General features: G+C 35.3%; 16 protein-coding genes. 6 read left to right on the forward strand and 10 right to left on the reverse strand.

Annotated features, from left to right (window positions below):
- Positions 1-42 precede the first annotated feature (42 nt).
- Positions 43-1,554 carry a GH3 auxin-responsive promoter family protein gene (locus tag ZPR_RS03840; RefSeq protein ID WP_013070301.1) on the reverse strand — a complete coding sequence of 504 codons (1,512 nt, stop codon included), beginning with the start codon at positions 1,552-1,554 and terminating at the stop codon, positions 43-45.
- 113 nt (positions 1,555-1,667) lie between these two features.
- Between ZPR_RS03840 and ZPR_RS03845 the strand changes: the two genes are divergently transcribed.
- Genes ZPR_RS03845 through ZPR_RS03860 form a run of 4 tightly spaced genes read left to right on the forward strand, consistent with a single transcriptional unit; the run spans position 1,668 to position 3,623 of the window.
- A complete protein-coding gene (locus ZPR_RS03845) occupies positions 1,668-2,462 on the forward strand; it encodes a DUF2797 domain-containing protein (protein ID WP_041579595.1) in 795 nt (264 codons plus the stop codon).
- Positions 2,463-2,472: 10 nt separating this feature from the next.
- On the forward strand, positions 2,473-3,033 hold the full coding sequence (locus tag ZPR_RS03850) for a sugar O-acetyltransferase (RefSeq protein ID WP_013070303.1): 561 nt from the start codon (positions 2,473-2,475) through the stop codon (positions 3,031-3,033).
- A gap of 30 nt (positions 3,034-3,063) precedes the next feature.
- Positions 3,064-3,390, forward strand: coding sequence for a hypothetical protein (locus ZPR_RS03855; protein ID WP_041578657.1), 327 nt, complete (start codon positions 3,064-3,066; stop codon positions 3,388-3,390).
- Positions 3,391-3,434: 44 nt separating this feature from the next.
- Complete coding sequence (locus tag ZPR_RS03860; protein WP_013070305.1) at positions 3,435-3,623, forward strand: hypothetical protein; 189 nt, start codon at positions 3,435-3,437, stop codon at positions 3,621-3,623.
- Positions 3,624-3,778: 155 nt separating this feature from the next.
- Here the strand turns inward: ZPR_RS03860 and ZPR_RS03865 are convergent, their stop codons facing one another.
- From ZPR_RS03865 to rsfS, 6 genes are all read right to left on the reverse strand, one after another.
- Positions 3,779-4,054, reverse strand: coding sequence for an acyl-CoA-binding protein (locus ZPR_RS03865; protein WP_013070306.1), 276 nt, complete (start codon positions 4,052-4,054; stop codon positions 3,779-3,781).
- 15 nt (positions 4,055-4,069) lie between these two features.
- Positions 4,070-4,720: a phosphatidylserine decarboxylase family protein gene (locus ZPR_RS03870; protein ID WP_013070307.1), complete on the reverse strand. Its 651-nt coding sequence runs from the start codon at positions 4,718-4,720 to the stop codon at positions 4,070-4,072.
- Entirely contained in the window at positions 4,710-5,513 is an 804-nt protein-coding gene (locus ZPR_RS03875; protein ID WP_013070308.1) for a phosphatidate cytidylyltransferase, read from the reverse strand. Before ZPR_RS03875 ends, ZPR_RS03870 begins: the two co-directional genes overlap by 11 nt.
- Before the next feature lie 6 nt (positions 5,514-5,519).
- On the reverse strand, positions 5,520-6,137 hold the full coding sequence (locus tag ZPR_RS03880; protein WP_013070309.1) for an LUD domain-containing protein: 618 nt from the start codon (positions 6,135-6,137) through the stop codon (positions 5,520-5,522).
- Between the two features lie 99 nt (positions 6,138-6,236).
- Complete coding sequence (gene ftsH / locus ZPR_RS03885; protein WP_013070310.1) at positions 6,237-8,282, reverse strand: ATP-dependent zinc metalloprotease FtsH; 2,046 nt, start codon at positions 8,280-8,282, stop codon at positions 6,237-6,239.
- A gap of 26 nt (positions 8,283-8,308) precedes the next feature.
- Positions 8,309-8,680 (reverse strand): ribosome silencing factor, encoded by a 372-nt coding sequence (gene rsfS / locus ZPR_RS03890; RefSeq protein ID WP_013070311.1) that lies wholly within the window; start codon positions 8,678-8,680, stop codon positions 8,309-8,311.
- A 93-nt stretch (positions 8,681-8,773) separates the two neighbouring features.
- Between rsfS and ZPR_RS03895 the strand changes: the two genes are divergently transcribed.
- A complete protein-coding gene (locus ZPR_RS03895) occupies positions 8,774-9,505 on the forward strand; it encodes a biotin--[acetyl-CoA-carboxylase] ligase (protein WP_013070312.1) in 732 nt (243 codons plus the stop codon).
- A 169-nt stretch (positions 9,506-9,674) separates the two neighbouring features.
- On the opposite strand, the gene ZPR_RS03900 is transcribed toward ZPR_RS03895, so the two are convergent.
- Positions 9,675-10,064 carry an SRPBCC family protein gene (locus ZPR_RS03900; RefSeq protein WP_013070313.1) on the reverse strand — a complete coding sequence of 130 codons (390 nt, stop codon included), beginning with the start codon at positions 10,062-10,064 and terminating at the stop codon, positions 9,675-9,677.
- Positions 10,061-10,708 (reverse strand): orotate phosphoribosyltransferase, encoded by a 648-nt coding sequence (gene pyrE / locus ZPR_RS03905; protein ID WP_013070314.1) that lies wholly within the window; start codon positions 10,706-10,708, stop codon positions 10,061-10,063. Before pyrE ends, ZPR_RS03900 begins: the two co-directional genes overlap by 4 nt.
- A 7-nt stretch (positions 10,709-10,715) precedes the next feature.
- On the opposite strand from pyrE, the gene ZPR_RS03910 reads away from it, so the two are divergent.
- Positions 10,716-11,342 (forward strand): NUDIX hydrolase, encoded by a 627-nt coding sequence (locus ZPR_RS03910; protein ID WP_013070315.1) that lies wholly within the window; start codon positions 10,716-10,718, stop codon positions 11,340-11,342.
- On the opposite strand, the gene ZPR_RS03915 is transcribed toward ZPR_RS03910, so the two are convergent.
- Complete coding sequence (locus ZPR_RS03915; RefSeq protein ID WP_013070316.1) at positions 11,326-13,077, reverse strand: M14 family metallopeptidase; 1,752 nt, start codon at positions 13,075-13,077, stop codon at positions 11,326-11,328. The genes ZPR_RS03910 and ZPR_RS03915 overlap by 17 nt on opposite strands.
- Positions 13,078-13,208 lie beyond the last annotated feature (131 nt).

Below are 13,208 nucleotides of genomic sequence, written 5' to 3' on the forward strand. Positions count from 1 at the left end.
AATGACGGAAATTGATTAGCGCAAAGGTTTTAAATAAATCGACTACATCATTCCTAATAATTCCTCGACATAGTCCCGGGAATTGGATAATCTTGGAATTTTGTGCTGGCCACCAAGTTTTCCGTTCTTTTTTAACCAATCATGAAATAATTTCTCTCTGGCAATATGAATTTTAGGAGCGTTAAGTGTCATATTCAAATAACGTTTTGCTTCATAATCGCTGTTTACCTGTTGTAAGGCTAAATCTAGATCGGCGTTAAATTCTTCCATCGATTTTGGCGGATGCTTAAATTCAATAATCCATTCGTGTGCTCCTTTTTCTTTACCTTCCATAAAAACAGGCGCAGCCGTATAATCTACAATTTCGCAATTGTTGGTTAGTGATGCTTTTTTAAGTGCCGCTTCAGCATTTTCAACGATTAATTCTTCCCCAAATACATTGATATGGTGTTTGGTCCTTCCTGAAACTTTAATGCGGTACGGACTGATAGAAGTAAATCTTACGGTATCGCCCACTTTATAACGCCATAAGCCTGCATTGGTGGTAATAACGATGGCGTAATTTTTACCAATTTCAACTTCAGATAAAGGAATTAGTTTCTCGGCTTCACTTCCGTAGCTATCCATCGGGATAAATTCATAAAAAATCCCGTAGTCCAGCATCAAGAGCATTTCCTTATGGTCGTTTAGATCCTGGCAGGCAAAAAAACCTTCCGAAGCATTATAAATTTCATAATATCTAAAATCCTCATTGGGCAGTATTTTTTGATATTGTACCGCATAAGGATCAAAACTTACCCCGCCATGAAAATATACTTCGATATTTCTCCAAATTTCAAAAATACTTTCTTTACCGGTATGTTCTAATACATTATTTAATAAGACCAACATCCAGGAAGGTACTCCGGCAAGGCTGGTGACATTTTCCTGTATGGTTTCTCTAACAATAGCTCCCATCTTGGTTTCCCAATCGTGCATTAAGGATACCTCATTACTGGGAGTACTGCTAAATTCAGCCCAAAAAGGCATATTATCGATTAGGATGGCAGACAGATCGCCAAAGCTGGTGCCATTTTCTTTGTAAATTTCCTTACTTCCTCCAAGGCGAAGACTCTTTCCTGTAAATAATTGTGATCCCGGATTATTGTTTAAGTATATGCAAAGTAAGTCTTTGCCAGCAGCATAATGGCAATCTTCCAGCGAATCTTCACTCACAGGGATAAACTTACTTTTAGCATTGGTGGTTCCACTAGACTTTGCAAACCATTTTATAGGGGTGGGCCAAAAGATATTGGTTTCACCCTGCCGACTTCTTTCGATAGCCTCGTAATAATTCTCATAGCAATGAACGGGTACGCGAGTGGCAAAATCCCGATAATTTTTTATTTCAGAAAAGTTATATTTTCTGCCAATTTCAGTATTTCTGGCTTTATTAATAAGTCCTTTTAATAATTCTTCCTGTACCTCGTTAGGGTATTTTATAAATAATTCCATCTGATGGATACGCTTCTTTAAGAACCAGGAAGCAATGGAATTTACTAATGGAATTGGCATTTATTTATTATATATTTATCAACTCTTGGCAGAGCTTTTTGGTTGGTCGGTTAAAAATAATCGAAACTTTGAAGCCTGCAAAAAGGCATCAGTTAAAAATATACGAAAAAGCTATGAGATACGAAGGAGTGCTTACCAAAATGAAAACCGAACTGCTTGATCAGGTTGAGTATTATCTTGATTTTGAAAACGATTTTTTAAATCTTAATCAGCTTTTAGATAAAACGATCAGTCTTAATTTTTTGCGTTTTCAATGTTTAAATTGTGGACAGCAAAAGAAGATTTTTCGTCAGGGCTATTGTTATGATTGTTTTAGTTCGATTCCGCAGGCAGGTGATTGGATTATGAAACCCGAATTAAGTAAGGCACATTTAGACCAGGAAGATCGTGATCTGGAATTTGAGAAAAGTGTACAATTGCAACCTCACATCGTATATTTAGCGAATTCTAGCAACGTAAAAGTAGGGGTGACGCGCAAAACGCAGGTACCTACCAGATGGATCGATCAGGGTGCGCACGAAGCCATAGAGATTGCTGAACTGCCTAACCGTTATTTAGCAGGAATTACCGAGGTCGCTCTTAAAGATCATGTTTCTGATAAAACTAACTGGCGTAAAATGCTTACCAATGATATATTGGATTTGAATCTTGAAGAAGAGCGTGAAAAATTAAAAGGTTTTATTCCCGAAGAAGCAAAAGCTTACTATTTGGCGGACCGAAAAGAAACGGAAATTAAATTTCCAGTAAAGCAATTTCCTAAAAAAATAAAGACCTTGAATCTTACAAAATCACCGTTTTATCAAGGGAAATTAACAGGGGTAAAAGGGCAGTATTTGTTATTTGAAGATGGTACTGTTTTTAATGTAAGGGCGCATGAAGGTTTTGTAGTCGAAATTCAGGTGAGTTAATACTGAAACTATGAAAACAGAGAAAGAAAAAATGCTTGCTGGAGAGTTGTATTTTGCCGGAGATAAAGAGCTGACGAACGAGCGATTATTAGCGCGGGAATTATTGAAGAACTACAATAATTGCCCAGAAGATCAGCCAGAAAATTTAAAGTCGGTTCTTAAGAAACTGATTCCTGAAGGCGGCAAAGGATTGTTTATCCAGCCCCCGTTTTATTGTGATTACGGTTATAATATTAAAACGGGCAAAGGAGTTTATTTTAATTTTAACTGTGTGATTTTGGACGGAATGGAAGTGAAAATTGGTTCCAGAAGCATGTTTGGTCCCAATGTGCAAATCTACACAGCCTCTCATCCACTGAATGCTAAAGAACGCGCTTCGATGCTTGAGTTTTCTAAAGCTATTGAAATTGGTGATGATGTATGGGTTGGAGGAAATGTTACGATTTGTCCAGGCGTAAAAATTGGCAGTCGTGCGGTAATTGGAGCGGGTAGCGTCGTGACCAAAAATATTCCGGAAAACGTTTTTGCTGCAGGGAATCCCTGTAAGGTTATTAAGAATATCGAGCAGTAACTCTTACTGTTTTTATTGGAAAATATTTTTATGCTGAAATTATTGAATATTGGACTGTTCTTTTTTGCAAGTTCTGTGCTTTTTGGCCAGGAACTAAACCATTTAATAAAAAAGTATTCTGAAGATTCTAAATTGGAGGTTGTAAACCATTTAAGTGAAATAGATAAAGAAGAGCGGGTAGCTTTATATATAGAAGAGGAATTTATAGGGGATCTGTCGATGTATCGTACACTAAATCCTGATGAAATCCGGAGCGTTGATATAAATAAGGAAGCTTTTAAGCTTCATAATGTTAACTTTGATGGTAAAATAATTATAAGTTATAAAGATGATTATCAGCCTGAATATATCCCCTAATAAAAGATTTTATTTTAGAGCAAACAGATACAGAGAATCCCATTGTGGTTCAAATAGATGAAGAGGTATTAGATTTAGATTATGCTATTTGCAAACTTGATAAAGCCGATATTTTGAAATTGATTTTAGAAGAAATCCCTACTTCCAAAAAAGGTCGGAATATTGTTTTGGCAAAGTTTATCACTAAAACACCAGCTAATATCACAAAGGCAAATACAATAAGGATCAAATAAAATGAAGAGTTTTAGAAAATTAAAAACTGCCAAAATTTTTACGGAAAGCTAATAGGTTTTTAAAAATCCAAAGATTTCTGAATTGGATTACAGCACTTTCAACTTTCAACTTCAACTTTATACTTTATACTTTGAACTTAGAAAGATAGAAACTTTTATTCTGGAACTTTACCGATGTGTTGCTCTACGAGTTCGATGTATTTTTCTTCGGCTTCTTGTCTACTTAGGTTTTTAACCTGTATCAGTGCATTCACTTTAAATGCGCTACGAAGATCACCACTTTCAGAAGGAGGAATGTAAAATCCATTTTGTTCAGTTGCTCTTTTATAATAGGAATAAAAATGCAGCAGGATATCTGGAGGGAATTTTTTGTCTGTTTTGCTGGCTATTTCGTAGGCTTTTAAAAAGCGCTCCCTGGTCTTTTCAGGCATAACTAAAAAATAAAATTAAACTTCAGCAATAACGGTTATTCCGCCTTTTACTTTTTCATTTAATGAAACTTTAACCGGAGTGCCAATGGGCAAGAATACGTCTACACGCGATCCAAATTTTATAAATCCGCTATCGCTTCCCTGTACCACTTCTTTACCCTCTTCGGCGTAATTTACAATACGCTTCGCTAAAGCTCCTGCTATTTGACGATAAAGTATAGGTCCTGTTACATCATTTTCTACCACAACAGTGGTTCTTTCATTTTCTTCACTCGATTTTGGATGCCAGGCAACTAAAAATTTTCCTGGATGATATTTGCTATATTTTACAATGCCGCCTATAGGATGTCTGGTTACATGCACATTTAGGGGAGACATAAAAATGCTTATCTGTAATTTTTTTTCCTGAAAATATTCTTTTTCAAAAACTTCTTCTATAGCTACTACCTTACCATCTACAGGGGCAACAACATGATCGTTATTAAGCGTGGTCTGCCTTGAGGGGTTTCTGAAAAATTGAACGATAAGAATAAAAAGGACAATGGAAGCCAAAAGGATGGCAAACTTTACCCAATACTGGTTAATTAACGAGTAAGATCCAATATTTATTACCAACAGTGAAACTGCGGTAATAGCCATGATTTTGTATCCTTCTTTATGAAACATAATTTAAAAGGTATAAGTAAGCATATATAAAAGGGGCAGCAAAAATAATACTATCAAGTCTATCAAACAAGCCTCCGTGTCCAGGCATCAGATTTCCGCTGTCTTTAACTCCTGCCTGTCGTTTAAATTTTGATTGGATAAGATCACCTAAAGTTCCAAAAATGCTAATAAAAAAGGCCAAACCTATCCAGTCTTTATAGCTTAAAAAATCGGTATAAATCGAGATGAAATAACTCACGATAGCAGTGAAAATTATGCCGCCTATAAATCCTTCTATAGTTTTGTTTGGTGAAATTCTTTCAAATAATTTACGCTTACCAAAGTTTTTACCTATAATATAAGCAAAAGTATCGTTAGTCCAAATTAATCCGAAAATTCCTACAACGAGCTTTGGTTTAAATTCGCCCTCAATGGTTGGAATTAGAGTTAGAAAAATTACCGAAGAAATAAGGTAAAATATAATGATAATATATTTTTTCTTTTCAAAAACCGGGATTTTACGAATAACGAGCAGATCTTTTACAAGAAATAAATTTACAAATATGGTTACCGCCAGTAAAAGGAGCGTTGCATTTTGGTCAAATTTAAGAAAACTGAACAGATAAAAAAGTAAGGCCTGTACCACATATAATGCATAACTTTTAAGGTGTAAAAGTTTTTGCATTTCGATTAGGCAGATAAGCCCTAAAATGTAAAAAAGGCCTATGAAAATTAATTCTGAGGAAAGGATAGATGCTACTAGAATAGAAATATAAAGTAGCCCTGATACGGTTCTTATAATCGCTTCCCTCATAAAATATTAAAGATCTTCCAGAAGAAGTAAATATAAATTTTTACTACTGCTACCGTAGCTCATAAAATCACTTTCTTTCTGTGGTTCAAAGTTTTTAATCGTTGTAATGTTTGATGGAATACGCTGTTTATTCTTAAACTTTATACCTCGTAATCCTTCTCCGATGGTATCAATAAGCTGACTTGTAGAAGATAAAATTATAAAGTCTGATGGTAATTCTCTTAATTTTCTTTCTTTAATCTGGTTGCTAGAAATTAAAATAGACCCATCATTAGCTACCAGATATTCACAAGTAGATAGAAAAAATGGGGCCCCTGCTGAAGAATTAAAATCCAGATTGAAACTATCAAATTTACTTTTTAGATTTTCATCAAAGCAACAGCATTGTTTTTCGTACCAGTCATTTTCCAATAAAATATTATCAAATGCTTCCTGTACTTCTTCTTCATCTTCACAATACAAAAATTTTCCCCCATTGTTTTTAAAATTAAGCATAAAACGCTCGTCTGTAGGAAGTTTTACTTCAGGCATATACTTCCCACGATCAGCATTATCAGGTATATTTTCCTGATTTTTGTCTGATTTGGACTTGTTAGGGTTTAAGAATCTCCTAAATAGATTCATATAGTTTTGGGTGTGGTTCGAAATATCATTTTAACCAAAGGTAAAAAATCTTAATTTAACGATTACGTAAATTAAGATTTTTTAGCATTAGTCCAAATATTATTTGTCTAGAGAAGCGTTACCTTTTAAATCTTCGCTTTCTGATCCTTTAGGTGCATTGCTTGGATTGGAAGTTGAAGGAGCTGATTCTTCGCTTTCCCTAACCTCGCTTAGGTGACTTTCTTTTTTAGCAAAAGGACGCTCACCAAAGATGTTTTGTAAATCGTCTTTAAAGATAACTTCTTTATCTAATAAGATTTCAGCCAGTTGTGTAAGCTTATCCTTATTTTCTGTAAGAAGAGCTATTGCTCTTTGATATTGACTTTCGATTAAATTTGAAATTTCTTTATCAATAAGCTCAGAAGTTTTCTCACTGTAAGGCTTAGTGAAGTTATATTCACTCTGTCCAGAAGAATCGTAATAGGTTAAGTTTCCTACCTTATCGTTAAGACCATAAATGGTAACCATAGCTTTTGCCTGTTTGGTTACTTTCTCAAGATCACTTAGCGCTCCTGTAGATATTTTATCGAAAATAACTTTTTCGGCAGCACGTCCTCCAAGAGCAGCACACATTTCATCCAGCATTTGTTCTGGTCTAACGATTAAACGCTCTTCCGGTAAATACCATGCAGCTCCTAAGGATTGTCCACGTGGTACGATTGTTACTTTTACCAACGGTGCGGCATGCTCTAGCATCCAACTTACCGTAGCGTGTCCAGCTTCATGAAAAGCAATGGCTTTTTTCTCATCTGGAGTGATGATTTTATTTTTCTTTTCGAGACCTCCAACAATACGATCTACTGCATCTAAGAAATCCTGTTTGCCAACTGCCTTGTTTCCTTTTCTAGCGGCAATAAGTGCTGCTTCGTTACATACGTTGGCAATATCTGCTCCAGAGAATCCCGGAGTTTGTTTAGCAAGAAATTCAGTATCCAGTTCGTCAGCTACTTTTTTAAGTGGCTTTAAATGAACTTCAAAAATTTCCCGTCTTTCATTAAGGTCAGGTAGATCTACATAAATCTGTCTGTCAAAACGACCAGCACGCATTAGGGCTTTATCCAGCACATCTGCACGGTTGGTTGCAGCAATTACGATTACATTAGTGTTCGTTCCAAAACCATCCATTTCGGTAAGCAACTGGTTTAAGGTATTTTCACGTTCATCGTTAGAGCCAGAGAAATTGCTCTTACCACGGGCACGACCAATAGCATCGATCTCATCGATAAAAATAATCGACGGTGATTTTTCTTTAGCCTGTTTAAACAAGTCTCTTACCCTTGATGCACCAACTCCTACAAACATTTCTACGAAATCTGATCCTGATAATGAAAAGAAAGGAACTTTCGCTTCACCTGCAACAGCTTTAGCTAATAGGGTTTTACCAGTTCCCGGAGGACCTACAAGTAAAGCTCCTTTCGGAATTTTACCACCAAGGCTGGTGTATTTTTCGGGTTGTTTTAAGAAATCTACTATTTCCTGAACTTCTTCTTTTGCTCCTTCAAGACCAGCTACATTTTTAAAAGAAGTTTTTACATCGGTATTCTGATCGAATAATTTGGCTTTAGATTTACCAATATTGAAGATCTGTCCACCAGCGCCACCAGCACCACCAGAACTCATTTTTCTCATGATAAATATCCAGATACCAATGATAAGCACAAAAGGTAGGAGGGTAATTAAAATTTCACCTAAATAATTTTGTTCATTTTCAAAAGTTAGATTGGCCTTTACATTGTTTTCTTTTTCGATGTCTTCAACGTCAGTTTGAAATTTTTCCAAACTACCAATATTAAAACTGTAATCTGGAGAGGTGCCGGTACTCAAAAAGTCACTATCACCAGATTTTTTATGCACGGCTTTTTCTTTCGCTTCACTTGTAAGGTAAACACGGGCCACCCTTTCATTGATGACCTCGGTTTTTTTGACGTCACCTTCAGAAAGATATTTCATATAGTCTGAAGGGGTGATTTTAGCGGGCTCGCCAAATCCACTTCCGCCAAAAAAGTTGATTCCTAAAAAGATTAAAATGATGAGGGCATATATCCAGTATGCACTAAACTTAGGTTTTTTAGGATCTAATTTTTTATTTGATTGCTGTTTCGCCATTATTGGTCTTTCTTTCTTCTAAATAATTAATACTTTGTCTCGATAGAGGTTATTTTAGCATCCCCCCAAAGACTTTCGATGTCGTAAAACTCTCTAATATGCTTCTGGAATACATGAACAACAACGTTCACATAGTCCATTAAAACCCATTCAGCATTCTCACTACCTTCGATATGCCAGGGCTTATCTTTTAAAGATTTACTAACTGATTTTTGAACGGAATTAACGATGGCGTTAACCTGAGTGTTAGAAGTACCGTTGCAGATAACAAAATAATCACAAACTGTATTATCAATCGCTCTTAAATCGAGGATATCTATATCATTTCCTTTTACGTCTTCAATTCCCTTAATGATATGTGCTATAAGTTGATCGCTGTTTGTTTCTTTTTTCGTCATTAAATTTATTTATTTACGCAAAGTTATGTTTTTTTGGCTTTTTATAGACCTACTTAACACAACATTTAGCGACAATCTTTTCATTATTCTAATATGCGTATAATCAAAGTTGATGCCATCCCCTCTACAAACGACTTCGTAAAGCAGTATTACACGGGTAATTCTAGCTTCGAACCGGTTTGTGTTTCTGCCCGTTTTCAAACAAAAGGTAAGGGGCAAAGAGGTGCTGTTTGGAATGTAGCGGAAGGCAAAAATCTAACATTCAGCTTACTTTATCCTAAAGTTGAACTAACAATTAATCATCGTTTTTTATTGAGTGCAGTGGTTTCTTTATCGGTAGTAAATATACTACGTAAGTTTTATATCCCTAAATTAAGTGTAAAATGGCCTAACGACATAATGTCAGGAAACTTTAAAGTTGGCGGTATATTAATTGAAAATATTCTGAAAAAGTCTGACATCGCGGCTAGCATTGTCGGGATCGGCCTAAATGTAAATCAGGATGACTTTGGAGATTTAAAACAGGCTTCTTCCTTAAAATTGCTAACCGGAACTCATTTTAATTTAGATGAAATTTTAAAAGCAATCTTAGACGAACTTTCTGCTCGCTTAAAAGCACTTTCTAAAGAGAAAGAAACTTTTATTTTAGAAGAATATGCGGCATTAATGTTTAAAAAAGACGTTGTTGCTGCGTTTCAATACCCAAATGGAGAATATTTTAACGGGATTATACGTGGAGTGACTACTAACGGGCTTTTAAATATTGAAATTGAAGATGCTGTATTTAAAACTTTCGATTTAAAAGAAGTAAAACTTATGTATTAAAATAAAAGCTGTTTTAAAATATCAAATTTTAAAACAGCTTTTATTATTTATTGGCTTCTTACAATGGAGAATACTCAGATTACAATGATTGTAGAGTACCTCGAAATTGTCAAGAGGTTTTCCGGTTTATACTATGTCGGCTAGCCAAGAGATTAATGATTTTCGAAATTTATAATTTCGAAATATTTTCACTTAAATTGTTGATGAATTTTTGCAACGGACTTTTTACCATCATCGCCATCATCGCATTAAATTCACCATGAAATAAAAACTGAACTTCACTTCCTGTATCAGCCTCATTAATATGAATGCTAAGGGTAAAAGGAAATTTATCAGAACCTGATCCTAAAACCACCAGATTAGGTTCGTCTGTATTTACAATTTTAAGAACGATCTCTGGCATTCCCTTTAGCTGAAAAAGAAATTTTTCTGAAGATAAAACCTCAAACTTCTCTTTGCTATTGGGCATAATTTGCTCGTAGTTCTCAACATTGGTCAGGAATTTATACATTTCCTGCTGACTTTTACTCGCAGTTACTTTTGGGCTTTCTAAATTCATGATTCCGGGATCCATTTTGCCGGATCTTTTCTCCAGCTTTTTAATAGTTCTACTTCAGATTCTTTAATGTAACTTGTGCGTTGTGCGGTATCGATTAAATAATCGTAATTACTTAATGTATGTACATCAAGATCTGCATTTTTAATATTCTCTTTGGCAATATCAAATCCGTAAGAAAATATTGCTAACATACCTTTTACGTTGGCGCCGCTGTCTCGTAATGCTTTAACAGCGTTTAAGCTGCTCCCACCCGTACTTATTAAATCTTCGATGACTACAACGGTTTGTCCAGGTTCAAGATTTCCTTCAATTTGGTTTTTTCTTCCGTGAGATTTTGCCTCAGGTCTTACGTATACAAAAGGAAGACTTAGGTATTCTGCAACCAACATACCAATACCAATAGCGCCGGTAGCTACAGCAGCGATAACATCTGGTTTTCCATAAATCTCTTCCACCTGTTTAGCAAAATTTTCACGTATAAAGTTTCTAATCAAAGGATAAGATAACACGATACGATTGTCACAGTAAATAGGAGACTTCCACCCGCTAGCCCATGTAAAAGGCTCTTGTGGTTCTAATTTAATTGCTTTAATTTGCAATAATACTTCAGCAGTTTTTATTGCTGTTTCTTTATTTAAAATCATACTACAAATGTATAAAGTTTTTGTGAATGATACCCCGATAATTCTTTCTACAAAAAAAGATCTGGGAGGCGAATATAAAACCTATTCCATCAAAACCGTACGATTAAAACGTTTAATTCGAAAGATTATAAAAGGAAAAATTACTCATGTAAATCTTTATCATAGGAAGGAAGAGAAGCTTTTAAAATTGCTGCGAAAGAAAATAAAAGTAGTTGTAGCTGGAGGCGGTAAGGTTTATAATAGCAACGGTGAAATCCTTTTTATTTATCGAAATAAAAAATGGGATTTGCCTAAAGGAAAAATAGAGAAAGACGAAACTATAGAAGAATGTGCAATCCGGGAAGTTGCTGAAGAAACTGCTATTACGGGGCTACAAATTACCGGCTTTTTAAGAATTACCTTCCATGTTTTCAAGCGAAAAGGCAAATATCGCCTTAAGGAAACATATTGGTATAATATGAGCAGTGATTATGAAGGGGAATTGATTCCCCAGGAAAAAGAAGGCATTGAAAAGGTAAAATGGAAAAATCCTGAAAAAGCAGAAAAAGCCCTTAAAAATTCTTATGCCAATATTAAATTATTATTCGAGGAAGACAATATTACTGTTCCAAAAAATACTAGCGTGGAAGCCTAAAAATTGGGTAGCGTAAATGCGCACTTTCGTAATATTTAGAATGTTTATGAATCCAATCTAATTGCGCATACCAGCTTTTGGCAAAATCCGGATCCTTTGTTTTCTTTTCTTCAAAAGAGGCTTTTAACTCTGAGTTTCTTGCCAATAGGTCTTTAGCAATATCTTCAAAAACGTAAGGTGAAAAATGTTCTTTTTGCTGAAGTACAGTGTCAAAATAATTCCAGTTAAAGAAAGAATCTTCGGCAGCTGGCTCTAACATTTCAATCAAATAGCGAACCCCGTCCTGAAAAGTACTTACGTAATAATCTCCTTTTCGAAATCGTATAGAATCCATACTTGCAGAAACTTCAGTTTTACTGTGCATATAATGTCCTTCGTAAGCAGTATTTCCGGTTTCGTAATTTTCTATTTTATATTGCTGTACGTATAAGGTGGTATCTTTTTCAAAAGCTTCCATTTTAATATTGTTTAGCTTCAGCAAATCAATAACATTCCACCAGCCTTGCGGAATTACATAAGCCCTTGGGATATCTATCCGGTCCTCAGCAACAAAATTGTTAAAGTATTCGATGTCTTTTGTGAAAGGTTTATTACGATCGTATTTTAAGCGTTCACCACCGGTAAGATCACTGGGGATCATCTCTCCTTCATATCCTTTAAACTCACGTATGCTTGGATCATCCATATCTGGCTTATAATGTATAGGATACCAGCGTTTAGTAAGATACTTTTTCTTTTCTGCAGCTCTTAATTCTTTTATTTTTTCGGACTGATTGTCGGTAATAGCTACCATAGAGCGCATCAACTCATAGGTTCCCCAAACACGTTTATCATAAGGTTTTAGCATGTGGGTTTCTACCATCATTCCAAGGGTATTCCAAAGCGTGGTGTAGCCTGTAGAATACCGAGGATAATCGGCGAATTGAGAAAATCCGTTTTCGGGAACCTCATTAAAAACATTTACATAAGGTGTAATTTCAAGCTTTTTCGATTTTAGGGAATCTTCCAAAGCTGGCATCATGGTTTCGTCCAGATATTTACCAATATCCCCACCAAGCCTGTTGTGTTGAGTAAATAGATGTGTTAATACGTATTGATAGTCTGCACCATTACTAACATGATTATCAATAAAAACTTCGGGGTCCAGATAATGGTAAATTTTATAAAAAGCTCGTGCATTTTTAGTGTCGGCTTTGGCAAAATCACGATTTAGATCGTAGTTACGGGCGTTACCTCTAAATCCGTAAACTTGTGGTCCGTTTTGATTAGTTCTTGAAAATGAGTTTCGGTTTAAAGCCCCACCAATATTATAAACCGGTATAGTCGCAATAACCACATTCTCTGGGATTTTTACCGAATCCTGAGCCATATCCCGAAACATCATCATTGTGGCATCGATACCATCACTTTCTCCGGGATGAATACCATTGAGAATCAATAAAATGCTTTTGTTCTCTTTGATTTTTGCAATATCGAATTGCGCATCTGGATTGAAAATGGCCAGGTGTAGAGGTTCTCCGCTGTCGGTAGTATCAAATGTTTTTAATTGTACAGAGGGGTAAACTTTTGCAAGATCTCTATAAAACTGTATGACTTTGGGATAAGTATCGGTTTCAGCTCCATTAGAAATTTCAAAACGAGTGGTAAAATCATAATCGTCCTGAAGCTGATATTTTGAAAAATCGCAGGAACCAAAAGCAATAATAATAAAGCCTAAGAAAAGAATTCTTTTCATAAATACGAACTAACAAGAAAAATAGGTTGTAAACATACTTAAAATATGCTAAAGCCACTAACTTGAAGTATTATTAATAGATGGTGTGTAAGAAAATACTTCATTGTGTTAGTAGTTTTATTATCTGTTTT

It is taken from the genome of Zunongwangia profunda SM-A87, assembly GCF_000023465.1.
Lineage (GTDB): Bacteria > Bacteroidota > Bacteroidia > Flavobacteriales > Flavobacteriaceae > Zunongwangia > Zunongwangia profunda.